This window comes from Pseudoalteromonas sp. BSi20311, from assembly GCF_000239875.1.
Classification (GTDB): domain Bacteria; phylum Pseudomonadota; class Gammaproteobacteria; order Enterobacterales; family Alteromonadaceae; genus Pseudoalteromonas.
On the sequence record NZ_BADU01000107.1, the window covers coordinates 1 to 16,694 of the forward strand.

A 16,694-nucleotide genomic window follows, 5' to 3' on the forward strand; every position below is an offset into this window, starting at 1 on the left:
GGTTACTAATAAACTTGATTAATTACTTAGGTATATTTTGAGTTTAGTCTATTTGTCATAAAAGTCTGTTTTATGACAAATATCATTTAGTTTGAATTTTCCACAAAATCGACGCACTAATGAGCGCTTAGGGTTGGTAATAATTCATACTTATAAAATTAATTAAAAGTCAGGCAAATAGCGCCTTGCAGTGGTGTTATCTAACAGGTAACATAGCCGCCTTTTTCTTCATAGACGAGACATACATGAATTTTTCCTTAGGTCAGCGTTGGATAAGTGACACAGAGTCAGATTTAGGATTAGGCACCGTTGTTGCCATTGATGGCCGCCAGGTCAGCATTTTATTTCCTGCCAGTGGTGAAAACCGTGTTTATTCTTCTGCAGAAGCTCCGGTAACCCGCGTAGCATTTAATCCTGGTGATGTGATCCGAAGCGTTGAGGAGTGGGAATTACAAGTTGAGTCAATTGAAGTACAAGGCGAATTACTGTGCTATCACGGTGAACGTATTGATAACGGTGAAAAAGCACAATTAAAAGAAACTTTTTTAGATCACTTTATCAAGTTCAATAAACCGCAAGACCGCTTATTTGCAGGCCAAGTGGACCGTTTTGATCGGTATACTTTGCGCTATCAAACTTGGTTACATCAGTTTGAACGTCAGCAGTCACCTATTAAAGGCTTAATTGGTCAACGCGCTAATCTTATTCCGCATCAGCTTTATATTGCTCAAGAAGTCGGTAAACGTTTTGCACCGCGTGTATTACTGTCTGATGAAGTAGGCTTAGGTAAAACCATCGAAGCGGGCATGATTTTACATCAACAAATTATCACCGGTCGTGCCAGCCGTGTACTTATTGTTGTGCCTGAGAACTTACAACACCAATGGTTAGTAGAAATGCTACGCCGTTTTAATTTACGTTTTTCAATTTTTGATGAAGAACGCTGCGACGAAGCGTTTGCTGATTCACCCAATGTATTTGATACCGAGCAACTGGTACTTACTAGCCTTGAGTTTTTAACCAAGAAAAAACGCTGGTTTGAACAAGCTACTTTGGCCGACTGGGATTTATTAGTAATCGATGAAGCGCATCATTTAAGCATTAACAACAATAAACCCAGTGCCGAATACCAACGTATGGCTGAGCTGAGCCAAGATATTCCAGGCCTAATTCTTCTTACCGCTACGCCAGACCAACTGGGTCATCGTAGTCATTTTGCTCGTTTACAACTGCTCGATCCAGATCGTTTTTACGACTATGACGTGTTTAAAGAAGAAGAAGCAAACTACAAAGACGTTGCCGAAGCTGCTAATCAGTTATTACAAGAACAAGCACTGGATGACAGCGCAAAAGCCACATTAATTGAGCTATTAAAAGAAACAGATATCACTGATATCCTTGAAAAAGCCCAACAAGGCGACCTTGCTGCACGCAAAGAAATACTCAATATGTTACTGGATCGCCATGGCACTGGGCGCATATTATTTAGAAATAGCCGCAGTGGCATTGATGGCTACCCTAGCCGTAAATTACATGCCTACCCAATGGCATTACCTAAGCAATACAAAACAGCAATGACCGTACTGGGTAATATGAGTGGCATTCAAAATGCCGAGCTCAGTGCGCAACGTGCACTTTTCCCAGAAAAAATATTTCAAGAATTTGAAGGTGAAAGCGCAAGTTGGGGATTATTTGACCCTCGCGTAGATTGGTTAATTGAAACGCTAAAAACACTCAAGCGTGAAAAAGTACTTCTTATTTGTGCTAAAGCCGAAACAGCAATTAGCCTTGAGCAAATATTACGTGAACGCGAAGCAATTAAAGCGTCTGTGTTCCATGAAGGTATGTCGATTATTGAACGTGACCGCGCTGCGGCATTCTTTGCCGATGAATACGATAACGCACAAATATTACTGTGTTCAGAAATTGGTTCAGAAGGTCGTAACTTCCAGTTTTCACATCACTTAGTGTTATTTGATTTACCACTCAACCCCGATTTACTTGAGCAACGTATTGGTCGATTAGACCGTATAGGGCAAACACAAGATGTGAACATTCACGTGCCTTATTTTGAAAACACGGCCCAAGAAGTACTACTGCGTTGGTATAACGAAGGCTTAGATGCGTTTGAAAGCACATCAACCACTGGGCAGTTGCTGTATAAAGAGTTTAGCGAAGATTTACTTGAGTACATTGCAGCTCATAATTGTGATGAAGATGAGCTAGATCCACTCCTTGAGCAAGTAGCACAGAAAAATGCAGTATTACGCAAACAAATGGAAAGTGGCCGAGATCGCTTACTAGAGCTACATTCATCGGGACAGGGTGCTGCTGATTCACTTGTAGCTGACATTGAAAAGCTCGATAACCAGTTTGAACTGCCAAGCTACATGATCAACGTGTTCGACACCTTTGGTGTAAGCCAAGAAGATAAAGGTGAAAACACCATTATTTTAAAACCCACTGAGCACATGTTAAACGCTTCGTTTCCATCGCTAAAAGACGATGGAATGACAGTAACCTTTGACCGTGATACCGCGCTTTCTCAGGAAGATGTGCACTTTATTAGTTGGGATCACCCTATGGTGCAAGGCACTATGGATATGATTTGTGATGATGATTTTGGTAGTTCATCGGTAGCGTTACTTAAAAACAAAAAGTTACCACCAGGCACCTTTTTTGTTGAGCTAATATTTGTTGCCGAAGCCATGGCACCAAAAGTCCTGCAAGTGGGTCGCTTTTTACCCCCTACGCCAATTCGTATTTTACTCGATAAGAGCAGTAATAACTTAGGTGAAAATGTTGGTTTTGATGGCTTTAATCAGCAACTATCTGCGGTCGGCCGTCAAACGGCGAGTAAATTAGCCGGTGCATTGCAAAGCGCGGTTCACCCGATGATCAACACCGCAAAAGACATGGCTCAGCAAAAACTGGATGTGATTCGTGTTGATGCATTAGAGAAGATGCAAACATCGTTAAACGAAGAGCAACAGCGATTAGTTGCACTGAAGCAAATTAATCCAAACATTCGCCAAGAGGAAATTACCTTTTACGATAAACAACGCAATGAGCTAACCGCACATATTGAAAAAGCGCAGTTAAAACTCGATGCGATTCGTTTGATTGTGGTTTCGCACTAAGAAATCTAGCTGTTAGCTATAAGCTGTCAGTCGTTAGTTAAAGATTACTAACGTGTGTGTATAAAAAAGAAAGCGCGATATTTATATCGCGCTTTTTACTTGAGCCTAAGACCTCACTCCACTAAAATAGCGCACTTCAAAATCACTGAGGTCTGCCGTGTTAGTTAACTACAATCCCCCTATGAGCCCGTATTTAACTATACTGTTTCAAGACGATGATTTGCTTATAGTTAATAAGCCTAGCGAGTTACTTACCGTACCAGGTAAAGACCCAAAACATGCTGATAGCTTAATAAATCGCGTCAATCGTGTTTTTCCTAGTGCTAAAATTGTTCACCGTTTAGATATGGCTACCTCAGGCATACTTTGCTTAGCAATGAACAAAGCCGCTCACCGCCATTTAAGTATGCAATTTCAAGAACGCGAAACAGCAAAACGTTACATTGCACGAGTATACGGACAACTTGAAACTGAAACAGGCTCTGTTGATTTACCGCTTATTTGTGACTGGCCGAACCGTCCTAAGCAAATGGTTGATCATGACAATGGCAAACCTTCGCTCACTCATTTTAAAGTCCTTGAACGTGAAGCACAGGCAACCCGTGTAGAGCTTATTCCTATTACAGGGCGCTCACATCAGCTGCGCGTGCACATGTTAAGCTTAGGCCACCCTATTTTAGGCGATCGTTTATATGCTCACAAAGACGCACTTGCTGCGGCACCTCGCCTACAGCTACATGCACAAATGCTACAACTCAAACACCCTGTAACGGAGCAAGTACTTACTTTTGAAGCTGAGAGCGAGTTTTAACACGGATTAATCTTTTAGCTATTTACAGTAAATAGCTAAACTTTAAGAGTACTTCGCCGATACATAAATAAGATTTAAATTAAAAGCTTATTATGTTTATTACGCAGATGTTTAAAGTCATTATTACTACTCTTGTGCTTGGCTGTACGTTAATCAGTTTTCAAGCGCTTAGTGCTGAGTATATCGCTCCCCCTCCTTTTTCAAAAAATATTGATGCGGATATCTCTCGCCTAGCCCAAAGTGATGAAGTAAAGCCTATTTTAGCTGGTGATACTGAGTTTTTAACTTTATACAGTGAATATATGAGTGCGGACTTTAGAGGTGTTGTAATACTTATTCCTGACTGGCAATCAACGCCAACAAACAATGCAGGCATGAATTTCTTACGTAAAGAGCTGAATAACTACGGGTATACCTCTTATGCAATGACAGTTCCTGATATTGATTGGCAAGCAGCTCAAGATGATGCAGCAAAAACGACCAATAATTCCGTGGGCACAAATAATAAAACAGCCAACGCAAATACTAAGCCAAACACCAGTACACAAAAACAGCCCCATCATGCCGACTATGTTGAGCAAGTAAATACTGAGGTGGTAGACAATTACAAGTTAAAACTACTCGCTCGCTACGAAGCTTTATACCAACAAGCTGCGATGGAGTCTGAGAATATTGTTGTTATTGCACAAGGCACCAGTGCTGGGGTGTTATTGGAGCATTACGCTGAGTTTTCAGACTCAAAAATAAACGCCTTCATTAGTTTAAGTAGTTACCTTCCTAATACAAAACGCAATGCAAAGTTAAGCCAAATAACATCTTTGGTTACCCCTGCTTTGTTAGATATTTATTTTGCTACAGACAGTAATGATATTTTAATGAATCTTAAAAAACGCCAACGTTGGGTTAATCGAAATGCAAAGTTTGATTACCGCCAGCGCCAGCTGTTTGGATTACGCGATGCGCCGCAGCAACATGCACGGCTAAGCAAAGAAATAGACGGTTTTTTACGCCGCCTTTTTTAAATACTCGTAAGCGGCTTGAATATCTTGGCTTTTTTTAACCGCGACTTCCATCATATGCTTAGGTAAACCTTGCGATACGAGCTTATCAGGATGGTGCTGAGCCATAAGCTTTCGGTAGGCTACTTTAATATCACGTTGCGACGCGTCTTTATTTAACCCTAATAAGGCCAATGCCTGCGAACGGTTCATATCATTACTTGGTGGTACATGATGTCCTGAACCTTCGCGGTAGCTGCTACTTTGACTTTGCTGCTGTTTAAAACGCTGTTGTTGCTGCCTAAAGTTAAACTCTGCTTGATAACGTTTTAATACAAAGGCAAAGTGTGCTTTAGACACACCTAGCTGCTTACTAACTTCTTGCAGTAATTGCTTTTCTTGTGCAGCAAGTACCCCGTCAGAAAACGCCATTTGAATTTGAATTTCTAAAAATAACTGCAGTAAATCATAACGTTTAGCAAAACGTTCTTTAAAATCATAAACCGTATCTTTGAGTGAAAAGTCGCTATCTTTACCCGATTGAAATGCCTGCTGCGCTTCACGGCGCTCTTCGCCTTTTAAGCCCATTTCATCCATAAACAGCGTCGCTGCTTTAATGTGGGTTTCGCTAACACGGCCATTCGACTTGGCAATATGCCCCATTACCGCAAAGCAACTCGAAAAAAACAACGCTTGGCGTTCGTTAACATCATCGCCTTTAAAAAGGTTAGAGAAGCCGCCAGCTTTATCAAAGTCTTTTTTTAGGCTTTTATCAAACATATGGCCTAGGTATAAGCCTAAAATGGCACCAAATATTTTGCCAAACATAAAACCAAAACAGAAACCGAGAATTTTTCCCCACATTTTAAAACTTACCTCTAGTGTTTTATATTTAGCTTATGGTGCTAATTGTTGGTTAAGAGCCGATAAACGCTCTGGTGTGCCTATATCGTCCCATTGGCCAATATAGAGTTCAGTGGAGACTAAATGTTCATTTAATTTTTCACGTAGTAAAGGGCCTAATGGCCGAATGCCTGGGGCTAGCCCCTCAAAAAAGTCAGCTTGATAACGCCCTATCCCTGAAAAAGTATATCGCTGGCTATTTGTCGGTAAGTGGCTCAGTGCAAAATCGCCATCAGGATTATGCGCAGGGTTTTCAACCAATACAATGTGCGCCTCTTTAGGCTGTAAATGTAGCTGCATTAATGCACTAATATCGTAGTCGCTGTAAACATCCCCATTAATAACAATAAATGACTCACCTAATAAAGGAAGTGCTTGAATAATACCGCCTGCAGTTTCAAGCCCGCCAGTTACTTCCTGGCTATAGGTTATAGTCACGCCCCACGCGCGCCCATCAGCAAAATAGGTTTTTATTTTATCTCCTTGCCACGCAAGGTTAATTATTATTTGAGTAATACCTGCAGCCTTTAGGCGCATAATATGATGCTCAATCAGTGGTTTTCCCGCTACACATAACATAGGCTTAGGTAACTCTGCGGTGAGCGGCATCATACGTTTACCGCGCCCAGCGGCTAATATCATCGCCTTCATGGTTGTTCCTCTTTTAACCGCTGTTGCACCTTTGGCACCACGCTAGTTTTTATCAAAGCCGATAAGTCGCTAAGCTCAGGATATTGTGCCGCCACCTCTATTACGTATTCAAGTGTAGGGAGTATATTTGCTAAGTAACCTTGTTTACCATCACGCAAATATAAACGACAAAAAATACCCGCCGCTTTTAAATGGCGCTGCAAGCCGGTTAAATCAAACCAATACTTAAATTGTGCAAATGACTCATTAGTTATTAAGCCTTGGCGCTTAAATTCGTCATAGCCAAACTCGAGTAAGTGAGTAAGCTCGTCATTAGGCAACTTAAAGTAACAATCTCTTAAAAGCGAGACCAAGTCATAACATAATGGGCCTTGTACCGCGTCTTGATAATCAATAATCGCCCATTGCTGCTCGCAGCGCATAATATTACGACTGTGATAATCCCGGTGCATTGTGACTGTAGGTTGCTCAAGCAGTGTATTTATTAGCAGCGCAGTGCTTGTTTGCCAAGTCTGTTGCTGCTCAGCGCTGAGCTCTGCGCTAATAAAATCATTAACCAGCCAATTTTTAAAAATATCCAACTCTAATGCAATAAAGTCACGGTCATACGGATTCATTGACGGCGCGGCTGGAGTTTTTGCCCACTTGGCACTTAAACTGATCAGTTGCTGGTAATATTCGCTGCGATTGCCATCATCAAGCAAGTCAGCTAAATGGGTGCTACCTAAATCACTTAGAATAAAAAAACCTTGCTGCTCGTCACTATGAATAATGGATGGTAATAAAAACCCCTGCTCAGAAAACACCTTGTTTAATGCAATATAAGGGACGTTGTTAACTTTTTTTGGATCGGAGTCCATCACAATAAAGTTTTTATTTTCAGCGTTTAACCTATAATAACGGCGAAAACTGGCATCTGCGGTTATTGCATTAAGCGCATAGGATTGCTCACCAAAGTGAGTATTAATAAACTGTTGTAAACTCTCAAAGCGTGTCATTTTATAAGCTATCTATTTTTCACTAATTACTTTGCCATTGTTTTCCTTTATTATGTATAGCTTGTAACTAATCACAGAGCATAAAGGTCGATAAATGAGCAAAACCTGGGGCATTTTGATGCTAAGCGTACTGAGCGCACCATCGCTTGCCGAAACTGAACTGACACACAATTTTTGTGGCACTTCAATGCAAACCAGAGCTTGGCAACCGCTTGCTGGCCTTGAGCTTGGAACGGTTGATATCAGCGCTGATGACGTTGAGCTTTTAGGCACACAAAGCGCTGAATTTACTGGCAATGTTGATATTAACACCGTTAACATGAGTTTGTCCGCACAATCAGCACTGATTGATAAACAACGTGGCCTGCTTAATGCCACTGGCCCAATTACCTATCGCGATTATGTAAGCCACGTACAAAGTTCGGGCTTAAATGCCGATTTAAACAACTCAGCATTTAGTTTATTAGGCGCACAATACAGCCTAACACAACAACAAGGCAAAGGCGGCGCGGAAAAGCTCACCATCGATAAGTCTGGCTTAATGCTGATGAATGCAAGCTTTACTGCGTGCCCAGGTAATACGCCTATGTGGGCTATTGAAGCCGATGAAATAAACTTATCACGTGAAGAAGGCTGGGGCGAAACCTACAATGCCGTGCTACGTATTTTAGATACGCCGGTACTCTATTTACCTTATTTTACTTTCCCACTCGATGAGCGCCGTAAGTCAGGCTTATTAACGCCCAGCTTTTCAAGTTCAGATCGCTATGGGTTAGAAACGATTACGCCTTATTATTGGAATATTGCCCCTAATTATGATGCCACTATTACCCCGCGTTATATGTCACGTAAGGGGCTACAATTACAAACTGAATTTAGATATTTAACCCCAGAGCACCAAGGTTTAGTGGCTGTAGAATATTTAAATCAAGATGACTCAGAGCCTGAGCTTAACGAGCGTTTTTTGTTTCATTGGCAACAAAAAAGTTATATTGGTGAAGACTGGCGAGCCAGTATTGATATTACCAATGTTAGTGATGACAACTACCTAACTGATTTAAACTCCGCTTATGCCAGTAAAACCGATACGCAGCTTTATCGTACCGGCTCGCTAACCCATATGGGCGAAATGTGGCGTACTGATATAAAAGTGCAAAACTTTGAAGTACTCGGTGACCACTTAGAATCATACACGGCGTTACCACAAATTAGCTTTACCCAAACCACCCCTTGGAAAATTGATTATTTCGATTTTAGTGTTTCAGGCGAGCTGAGCCATTTTACTAACAGCTCTGCGGTAATTGACCAAGCCACTCGTGTGCATATAGAGCCTAAAGCACGCTTTGATTACAAAGAGTATGCATGGTCGTTTTTATCTGAAGTGAGCTTATTGCAAACTAACTATAAACAAGACGGTGATTTACAGGGTACACAGTATAGCGATAATGTTTCGCGTACTTTGCCAAAAGTGCGCTTATATTCTCAGCTTAACTTTGAGCGCGACACCTCAATTTTTATCGACGATGGTATTCAAACTCTAGAGCCACAAATTCAGTATTTATATACGCCTAATAAAGATCAGTCTGAAATTGGCTTATACGATACCACCAAGTTACAAGATGACTTTTTTGGTTTATTCAGGGATGCGCGTTTTTCAAGTGTTGACCGAATTGCCGCAGCTAATCAATTTACGCTCGGGGCTACAACGCGTTTATTTGATAAGAAAAATGAAGAAGTATTTAACTTCAGCGCAGGCCAAATATTTTATTTAAGTGATTCAGCCAAGCCTACAGAGCAAGGGCTTAATAGCGATAGTAACTACAATGCCTTGTTTGCAGCGCAAACCATGTTACATTGGCACCGCCGCTGGTATTTATCGGGTGGTATTCAGTACGACACCGATGGCAAGCAAATTATCCAGTCAAATTTAACCTTAGACTATAAAGGTGACGATAATCAGCTGGTTCAATTGAACCATCGCTATGCAAATGATGTCTCAGGAAATACAATCGAGCAAGCGGGCTTATTTACAAGCATCCCTATCAGTGACGAGTGGCAATTTATTGCAAGTTACCATCGCGATCTTGATAATAACCGCAGTATTGAAGTATTTAGTGGATTACAGTATGAATCGTGCTGTTGGGCGTTCCAAATTACTGGCCATCGCCAAATTGAAACTGATTTAAATCAGTCAATTGGGCAACCCCAAGCCACTTTTGATTCGAGTATTCGTTTGAATTTTGTATTAAAAGGGCTTGGTAGTAAAAGCCGTTACGATGCTCAAAAATTATTACAACAAGGTATTTTTGGTTATCGTAGGCCGTATTTTCTTAATGACTAAACTGCTTTATTTATAGTAACAATTTACAAATAACTATATCTATTTAGCCGTATTTAGCATTACAACAGTACTATTAGTAAGAGTAGTAAAAAGAATATGAATTTAAAAAAATTATTAACATCAGCAGTTTTAACGTTCAGCTTATGCCAAAGTGCATTTGCCGCCCCTGTCGAAATAGATAAAGTAATTGGTATTGTAAACCAAGGCGTTATTTTAAAAAGTGAAGTAGACACCATTGTTGATCGCGTAAAAAAACAAGCAGAAGAACAAAACCAACAGCTGCCAAAAGACGAAACACTGCGTGTTCAGGCGATTGAACGCTTAGTAAATCAAACCTTGATGATGCAGATGGCTGAGCGTATGGGCTTAGAAATTTCAGATAGCCAGCTTGACCAAACCCTTGCCAACATGGCTAAAGAGCAAGGCGGTACAATTGCTGATTTGCGTCGTACTATTGAAGCGTCGGGTGAGAGCTTTCAAGCTTACCGCGAAGAAATTCGTAAAGAGATAACCACGCAACAAGTTACGCGTGCAAACGTAGACCGCCGTATATATGTAAGCGACCAAGAAATTGATAACTTACTAAAAATTATGGATAGCCAAGGCCAAAATGCCGAAGAATATGATATTGGTCATATCCTTATCGATATTCCAAGTGGTGCAAGTGCAGACGACGTAAGCTCAGCAAAAACACGCGCAGACAAAGTTATTGAACTGCTGCAAGACGGCCAAGAATTTAAGCGTATTGCCATTTCATCATCAAGTGGCTCAAAGGCCCTTGAGGGCGGCCAATTAGGTTGGATGGGCATTAACGAAATGCCATCGTTATTTGCAGAAGCTGTAAAAGGTAAAAAGAAAGATGCGATTATTGGTCCACTTCGTTCCGGTGCGGGTTTCCACATCATTAAAGTACAAGACGTACGTGGCCGCCAAGTAGTTGAAACCACCGAAGTTAAATCTCGTCATATTCTTATTAAGCCTTCAATCATTTTAAGTGAAGAAAAAGCACGCACTATGCTAGCAGGCTTTGTTAAAGATTTACGCGCCGGCGATGCTGACTTTGCAGAACTTGCTAAAGAGCATTCACAAGACCCAGGTTCAGCACTTAAAGGTGGTCAATACGATTGGACTGATCCAACCACCTACGTGCCTGCGTTTAGAGATACGTTACTATCACTTGATAAAAACGAAATCAGCGAACCATTTAGAAGTCAGTTTGGCTGGCACATTGTGCAGTTACTAGATAAACGTGTTGCAGATAAGACCGAGCAAGCTAAACGTAATCGTGCACATGGCATGTTGTTTAATCGTAAATTTAAAGAGGAAAGCTTTAACTGGCAGCAAGAAATGCGCGAACAAGCCCATGTTGAAATTTTCCCAATAGACGAATAATTATGACCTTAAGAATTGCGGTAACCCCAGGTGAGCCTGCAGGCATTGGCCCAGACTTGCTATTAAAACTGGCACAGCATAGCTGGGATGCGCAACTAGTAGCGATTGCAGATGCATCGCTACTAAAACAGCGCGCTAAGCATTTAGGTTTAAACATTAAATTAATTGAATTTGATGAACAAGCCAAAGCAATGCCAACAGCAGCAGGCAGCTTATATATTAAGCAGATTGATTTAGCAGAGCCCGTTGAGCTTGGCGTGCTTAATGACGCCAATGGGCAATACGTGTTAGATACATTACGTATTGCCAGCGAAAAGAATATGGATGGCACATTTGATGCCGTTGTTACGGGGCCTGTTCACAAGGGTATTATTAACCAAGCCGGCATTTCTTTTAGTGGCCATACTGAGTACTTTGCTCAGCAATCAGGTACAGCCGATGTAGTTATGTTATTAGCCACCGAAGGTCTGCGTGTTGCCCTAGTAACAACACATATTCCGCTTGCTTATGTCTCTCGTGCCATTACGCAAGAGCGACTAGTTAAAGTGGCTAATATTCTTAATCATGACTTAAAAACGAAATTTGGTATTGAGCAACCACGCATTTTAGTCTGTGGCTTAAACCCGCATGCTGGTGAAGATGGCCATTTAGGCCGAGAAGAAATCGACACGATTACGCCTACACTTGACATATTAAGAGCTGAGGGGATGAACTTAATCGGTCCTTTACCAGCCGATACGTTATTTCAAGATAAATACCTAAATGAAGCCGATGCAGTGCTGGCTATGTATCACGATCAGGGATTACCTGTGCTAAAATACAAAGGATTTGGTAAGTCAGTGAATATAACTCTCGGCCTTCCATTTATTCGCACCTCAGTCGATCACGGTACTGCGCTTGATTTAGCCGGTACAGGCGATGCTGATGTTGGCAGTTTTGAATTAGCGATCCGCGAAGCAATTAAGCTCGCCCATGAAAAAGCACAGAATCAATGACCGATAAAGTACACTTAGGACACCGCGCCCGTAAACGTTTTGGCCAAAACTTTTTATTCGATGAGTCAATCATCGACAAAATCGTCACCGCTATCGATCCTAAACCGCAAGATAATTTAGTAGAAATTGGCCCAGGTCTAGGCGCTATTACCGAGCCTGTTGCAGATTTAAGTGGCCATTTAACGGTTGTTGAGCTAGATAAAGATTTAGCCCAGCGTTTAATTGAACACCCATTTTTAGGGCCAAAATTAACCGTAAACCAAGGCGATGCAATGAAGTTTGATTTTGCAAGCTTGGTTAAAGATGACAAAAAGCTAAAAGTATTCGGCAACCTGCCGTACAATATTTCAACGCCTTTGTTGTTTCACCTGTTTGAATTTGCCGATCATATTGAGCACATGCACTTTATGCTGCAAAAAGAAGTGGTAAAGCGCATGGTAGCAGGCCCTGGTAGTAAAACCTTTGGTCGCTTGAGTGTGATGACTCAGTATTATTGTCATGCGATGCCTGTGGTAGAGGTACCGCCTGAATGCTTTAAACCGGCACCTAAAGTCGATTCTGCGGTGATTCGCTTAATCCCTAAAAAGGCACAGCAGCGCACCGCTAAAAGCGTTAAAATATTAAACACCGTTTGTTTAGAAGCGTTTAATCAGCGCCGTAAAACGTTGCGTAACAGCCTTGGCAACCTTCTAACCGCTGACGAATTAACCAGCATTGGCATTGATATTACTTTGCGAGCTGAGAGCCTGTCGTTACAACAATTTATTGATATAGCTAACTGGATTTATGACAACAAGCAGTAATATAGGATCACCTGTAAAGGTATCTGTTGAAACGTTTTATGTAGAAGAGCAATCGCAACCTGAACTAGATAAGTTTGTGTTCGCCTACTCCGTTACTATAAAAAACCACAGTTTATGCAGTGCAAAGCTACTTAGCCGTTATTGGCTAATTACTGATGCCAATGGCAAAGAAGTAGAAGTGCAAGGCGAAGGTGTGGTGGGTGAAACCCCAGATATAGCCCCAGGTGAAAGCTACAAATATACCAGTGGTGCAATAATAGATACACCGGTAGGCACCATGCAGGGACATTACACTTTACGTAACGAGTTTGGTGCTGAATTTAAAGCACCCATAAACGTATTCCGCTTAGCCTGCCCTAATATCCTACACTGATAAAAACAGGTAACAATGGCCGACTACGCAATAGGTGATTTACAAGGCTGCTTTGACGAATTTAGTTTATTGTTAAAGCAAGTCGACTTTAACCCTAGCAAAGATCACCTATATTTAGTGGGTGATATTGTCGCTCGCGGCCCAGACTCTAAAGCGTGCCTTGATTATATTTATCAACATCAAGACAGCGTTAGCGTCACATTAGGCAATCATGACTTACACATGATTGCCTGTTATTTAAATAACGTTACACCTAACCCCAAAGACAAACTCACTGCACTGTTTAACAGTAGTAAACTGCCCCACTACATCGCGTTTTTACAAACTCAGCCTTTAGCGCTTTATTTAGAACAATATAATTGTTTTATTTCTCATGCAGGCCTTAACCCTGATTGGTCGTGCGAGCAAGCCATTAAGCACGCTCAATTTGCGCAGCAATGCTATGGTGCTGATAACGCTAAGTTCTTCTTAAAAAACATGTATCAGCCTCACCCGCTAAAATGGAGTGAGCAACTTGATGATGCTGCTAAATTTCGTTACATCGTTAATTATTTCACTCGCATGCGCTTTATTACGCCTGATAATTTGCTCGATTTTAATGCAAAAGAAGCAACAACAAATTCATCATCACTAATTCCTTGGTTTTCTCATCCTGCCATTATGAACGCTCAACATGACCTAATTTTTGGACACTGGGCAGCACTTGAAGGCAAAACGCCCTACAACCACCTTTATGCTCTAGACACGGGTTGCGTATGGGGTGGCTCAATGACACTAATAGAACTGCAAAGTAAGCAAAAATTTTCAGAAAAATCACAACTTTTTTCTAAATAAACTGAAAAAAGTTAATACATCTGTTAAGTTTAAGAGTGGATGTTAAATTGCATAATTACAAAACATTCACAATAATGTGTAAAAAATAGCAATACTCTTATAATTGAGTTAAACATAGACAGTAAACGAGTGTTATTGCCTACATTATTTTTTATCTTTAATAAAAGACTTAGTTTGTAATTAAGTTTTGCGGTAAATTTAGCAACTAACTATTAACAGTAAAAATTAATTATTTTTAATTACTTAACTTATTGTTGAAAGCGCCGATAAGTTTTAATAGACGTATTTTTGAATGGAAAACCATATGAATCTAACAGTGAGTCAACGTATTTGGGGTGGTTTTATATTTATCACTTTATTACTTTTAATTATTGGCGGTAACTCTTTAATAAAAATAGCAAATATAGATCGTTCAACTCAAAAAGTTAATCAGCTATCGCTTCCTGCATTAAACAAGAGCGCTCAGTTACAAGCTGAATTTATTTTGATGAGTAAAGCCGCTCAAGCTAGTTTCCATATAACATCGGCTCAAAAACTCGCCACGTTAAAAGCGCAAATAGAAGAGCAAAAACAAATATTTAATAAATTGCACCGCGAACTACAACAAGTTGTTAAAGACGATCCACAGTTAAACAAAAGCAGCCTTGAAGTTGAAAAAACCTACCTGAGCTTTTCAAATATCATAAACAGCCTGCTTAAAGATAAAAACGCCCAGCTAGTGCTTAACAAAAAGCTCAAAGCGCAACTAGAAACCGTTGAGCTCGCGGCAGAAGATGCCAACTCTATAGTACTTGATATTATTGATATTGATGGTTTAGAGGATAATCATCCACGCGCTTATCAAGCAGCTAATAATCTAGAAAATAACTTTATGTCCGTGGTTACCAGCAGCACCGACATGCTAACCGTTAAAACGCTTAACACGCTCGATATTATCAAAAACGAGCAAGTGTATTACTTTGAAGAAGTCGTTCGTACCGTTTCATTAATAAAGCCGGCGATAGAGCAAAGCCACAGCAGCTTGTATAATGACTTAAAGGGTTATATAGATACCCTAGAGAGCAATATTTTAGGTAACGATAGCCTTTCAGCGAATAAAAAACGCCTTATTGACGCAATAAGCACAACCGAGCGTGAATTAGCAGAGTCTGAAAAAGCGACTAAAACAGCGCTTAGTCAAATTGACGAATTAGTATTACAAGCCAGTGGCGTTGCATTTACATTACAAGAAGGCGTACGTAGTGACGTAAACTCAGCTAATTTATGGACATGGATAGGTATGATCATTGCGACTATTATCGCTGTGCTTGTAGCCATCATTACGGTTAACCGTATTACTAAGCCATTAGCGGAAGTAAATCGTATTCTAGATATTGTTGCCAGTGGTGATATGACTCAACGCTTAGATGACAGCGCAAAAGATGAATTTGGTGAATTATCGAAAAGTTGTAATACCTTAATTGATAGTTTACGTAGCTTAATCACCGGTATTATTTCACGTTCAACACAACTTGCAGCCGCTTCTGAGCAAACCTCAACAATTACCGGTGAATCAAGCAAAGCAATCAGTAATCAGCAAGCGCAAGTAGAGCAAGCAGCAACCGCAACCACTGAAATGAGCAGCACATCACAAACAGTGAGTAATAGTGCACAACAAGCACTGAGCGAAATTAAAAATGCCGATAAAGAAGCGGAGCGCGTTAAAGGTATTTCAAATCAAAATAAAGCAACCATTGAGCAACTCGCCTACGAGGTAGACGAAGCATCAAGTGTTATCAATAAACTACACAAAGATAGCGCATCAATTGGTAGTATTTTAGATGTTATTCGCGGTATTGCCGAGCAAACTAACTTACTCGCACTTAATGCAGCGATTGAAGCCGCTCGTGCCGGAGAGTACGGCAGAGGCTTTGCTGTGGTAGCTGATGAAGTAAGATCACTTGCAAGTAAAACACAAGAGTCGACCCAAGAAATTCAATCTATGATTGAATCACTACAGTCGGGCGCTGAAGAAGCGGTTAAAGCTATGGAAAAAGGTAAAGAACGCGCGGTTTCATGTGTTGAGCAAAGTGACTTAGCCAACAGTGCACTGGATTCAATTACCCTTGCAGTATCACAAGCGCATAATGTCAGTGAAGAGATATCAACAGCAGCACAAGAGCAACAACAAGTATCACAAGAGATCAGTGAGCACTTAGAGTCTATTGTTGCTATTGCCGAGCAAACAGCAGAAGGCGCTGTACAAACGAATATTTCAAGTTCAGAAGTGGCTAAATTAGCCGAAGAACTAAGAATATCAGTAGAGAACTTTAAAGTATAAATATCGCGCTGTAAGTAGCCTTAGAGCTACTTACAGCTCATACCCTAGTAAGTCAGCGTAAAGCCCCCTTATTCCTCTTCAGGCATACTTAAACAGCTCATCCGCACTCTAAATCAACAACACCAAACAACTTAG

General features: G+C 40.8%; 13 protein-coding genes. 10 read left to right on the forward strand and 3 right to left on the reverse strand.

Annotated features, from left to right (window positions below; all coding sequences use genetic code 11):
• The first annotated feature begins 245 nt into the window (after nt 1–245).
• The 3 genes from rapA to P20311_RS12160 all read left to right on the forward strand — a co-directional run bounded on the left by rapA (nt 246) and on the right by P20311_RS12160 (nt 4,973).
• Nucleotides 246–3,140: an RNA polymerase-associated protein RapA gene (rapA, locus tag P20311_RS12150; RefSeq protein ID WP_008113205.1), complete on the forward strand. Its 2,895-nt coding sequence runs from the start codon at nt 246–248 to the stop codon at nt 3,138–3,140.
• A 157-nt stretch (nt 3,141–3,297) separates the two neighbouring features.
• Nucleotides 3,298–3,951: a bifunctional tRNA pseudouridine(32) synthase/23S rRNA pseudouridine(746) synthase RluA gene (rluA, locus tag P20311_RS12155; protein ID WP_008113207.1), complete on the forward strand. Its 654-nt coding sequence runs from the start codon at nt 3,298–3,300 to the stop codon at nt 3,949–3,951.
• Nucleotides 3,952–4,043: 92 nt separating this feature from the next.
• Nucleotides 4,044–4,973 (forward strand): DUF3530 family protein, encoded by a 930-nt coding sequence (locus tag P20311_RS12160; RefSeq protein WP_008113209.1) that lies wholly within the window; start codon nt 4,044–4,046, stop codon nt 4,971–4,973.
• On the opposite strand, the gene djlA is transcribed toward P20311_RS12160, so the two are convergent.
• Genes djlA through P20311_RS12175 form a run of 3 tightly spaced genes read right to left on the reverse strand, consistent with a single transcriptional unit; the run spans nt 4,956 to nt 7,501 of the window.
• Nucleotides 4,956–5,813 carry a co-chaperone DjlA gene (gene djlA / locus P20311_RS12165; protein ID WP_008113211.1) on the reverse strand — a complete coding sequence of 286 codons (858 nt, stop codon included), beginning with the start codon at nt 5,811–5,813 and terminating at the stop codon, nt 4,956–4,958. The two genes, P20311_RS12160 and djlA, sit on opposite strands and share 18 nt — an antisense overlap.
• Before the next feature lie 33 nt (nt 5,814–5,846).
• Entirely contained in the window at nt 5,847–6,503 is a 657-nt protein-coding gene (gene murU / locus P20311_RS12170) for an N-acetylmuramate alpha-1-phosphate uridylyltransferase MurU (protein WP_008113213.1), read from the reverse strand.
• A complete protein-coding gene (locus P20311_RS12175) occupies nt 6,500–7,501 on the reverse strand; it encodes an aminoglycoside phosphotransferase family protein (protein WP_008113214.1) in 1,002 nt (333 codons plus the stop codon). The genes murU and P20311_RS12175 overlap by 4 nt, the downstream gene beginning before the upstream one ends.
• 94 nt (nt 7,502–7,595) lie before the next feature.
• On the opposite strand from P20311_RS12175, the gene lptD reads away from it, so the two are divergent.
• From lptD to P20311_RS12210, 7 genes are all read left to right on the forward strand, one after another.
• Nucleotides 7,596–9,842 carry an LPS assembly protein LptD gene (gene lptD, locus P20311_RS12180; protein ID WP_008113215.1) on the forward strand — a complete coding sequence of 749 codons (2,247 nt, stop codon included), beginning with the start codon at nt 7,596–7,598 and terminating at the stop codon, nt 9,840–9,842.
• A 96-nt stretch (nt 9,843–9,938) separates the two neighbouring features.
• Nucleotides 9,939–11,234, forward strand: coding sequence for a peptidylprolyl isomerase SurA (surA, locus tag P20311_RS12185; protein ID WP_008113218.1), 1,296 nt, complete (start codon nt 9,939–9,941; stop codon nt 11,232–11,234).
• A gap of 2 nt (nt 11,235–11,236) precedes the next feature.
• Nucleotides 11,237–12,229 (forward strand): 4-hydroxythreonine-4-phosphate dehydrogenase PdxA, encoded by a 993-nt coding sequence (pdxA, locus tag P20311_RS12190; protein ID WP_008113219.1) that lies wholly within the window; start codon nt 11,237–11,239, stop codon nt 12,227–12,229.
• Nucleotides 12,226–13,032 (forward strand): 16S rRNA (adenine(1518)-N(6)/adenine(1519)-N(6))-dimethyltransferase RsmA, encoded by an 807-nt coding sequence (gene rsmA, locus P20311_RS12195; protein WP_008113221.1) that lies wholly within the window; start codon nt 12,226–12,228, stop codon nt 13,030–13,032. Before pdxA ends, rsmA begins: the two co-directional genes overlap by 4 nt.
• Nucleotides 13,016–13,405, forward strand: a complete 390-nt coding sequence (gene apaG / locus P20311_RS12200) for a Co2+/Mg2+ efflux protein ApaG (protein ID WP_008113223.1) — start codon at nt 13,016–13,018, stop codon at nt 13,403–13,405. Before rsmA ends, apaG begins: the two co-directional genes overlap by 17 nt.
• Before the next feature lie 15 nt (nt 13,406–13,420).
• Nucleotides 13,421–14,239 (forward strand): symmetrical bis(5'-nucleosyl)-tetraphosphatase, encoded by an 819-nt coding sequence (locus P20311_RS12205; protein ID WP_008113225.1) that lies wholly within the window; start codon nt 13,421–13,423, stop codon nt 14,237–14,239.
• 304 nt (nt 14,240–14,543) lie between these two features.
• A complete protein-coding gene (locus P20311_RS12210; RefSeq protein ID WP_008113227.1) occupies nt 14,544–16,559 on the forward strand; it encodes a methyl-accepting chemotaxis protein in 2,016 nt (671 codons plus the stop codon).
• Nucleotides 16,560–16,694 lie beyond the last annotated feature (135 nt).

What these genes read in the sequence shown, in the direction of transcription:
- rapA (WP_008113205.1), top strand. Translation starts at nt 246, where the DNA reads ATGAATTTTTCCTTAGGTCAGCGTTGGATAAGTGACACAGAGTCAGAT.
- P20311_RS12160 (WP_008113209.1), top strand. Translation starts at nt 4,044, where the DNA reads ATGTTTATTACGCAGATGTTTAAAGTCATTATTACTACTCTTGTGCTT.
- djlA (WP_008113211.1), bottom strand. Translation starts at nt 5,813, where the DNA reads ATGTGGGGAAAAATTCTCGGTTTCTGTTTTGGTTTTATGTTTGGCAAA.
- murU (WP_008113213.1), bottom strand. Translation starts at nt 6,503, where the DNA reads ATGAAGGCGATGATATTAGCCGCTGGGCGCGGTAAACGTATGATGCCG.
- P20311_RS12175 (WP_008113214.1), bottom strand. Translation starts at nt 7,501, where the DNA reads ATGACACGCTTTGAGAGTTTACAACAGTTTATTAATACTCACTTTGGT.
- lptD (WP_008113215.1), top strand. Translation starts at nt 7,596, where the DNA reads ATGAGCAAAACCTGGGGCATTTTGATGCTAAGCGTACTGAGCGCACCA.
- surA (WP_008113218.1), top strand. Translation starts at nt 9,939, where the DNA reads ATGAATTTAAAAAAATTATTAACATCAGCAGTTTTAACGTTCAGCTTA.
- pdxA (WP_008113219.1), top strand. Translation starts at nt 11,237, where the DNA reads ATGACCTTAAGAATTGCGGTAACCCCAGGTGAGCCTGCAGGCATTGGC.
- rsmA (WP_008113221.1), top strand. Translation starts at nt 12,226, where the DNA reads ATGACCGATAAAGTACACTTAGGACACCGCGCCCGTAAACGTTTTGGC.
- apaG (WP_008113223.1), top strand. Translation starts at nt 13,016, where the DNA reads ATGACAACAAGCAGTAATATAGGATCACCTGTAAAGGTATCTGTTGAA.
- P20311_RS12205 (WP_008113225.1), top strand. Translation starts at nt 13,421, where the DNA reads ATGGCCGACTACGCAATAGGTGATTTACAAGGCTGCTTTGACGAATTT.
- P20311_RS12210 (WP_008113227.1), top strand. Translation starts at nt 14,544, where the DNA reads ATGAATCTAACAGTGAGTCAACGTATTTGGGGTGGTTTTATATTTATC.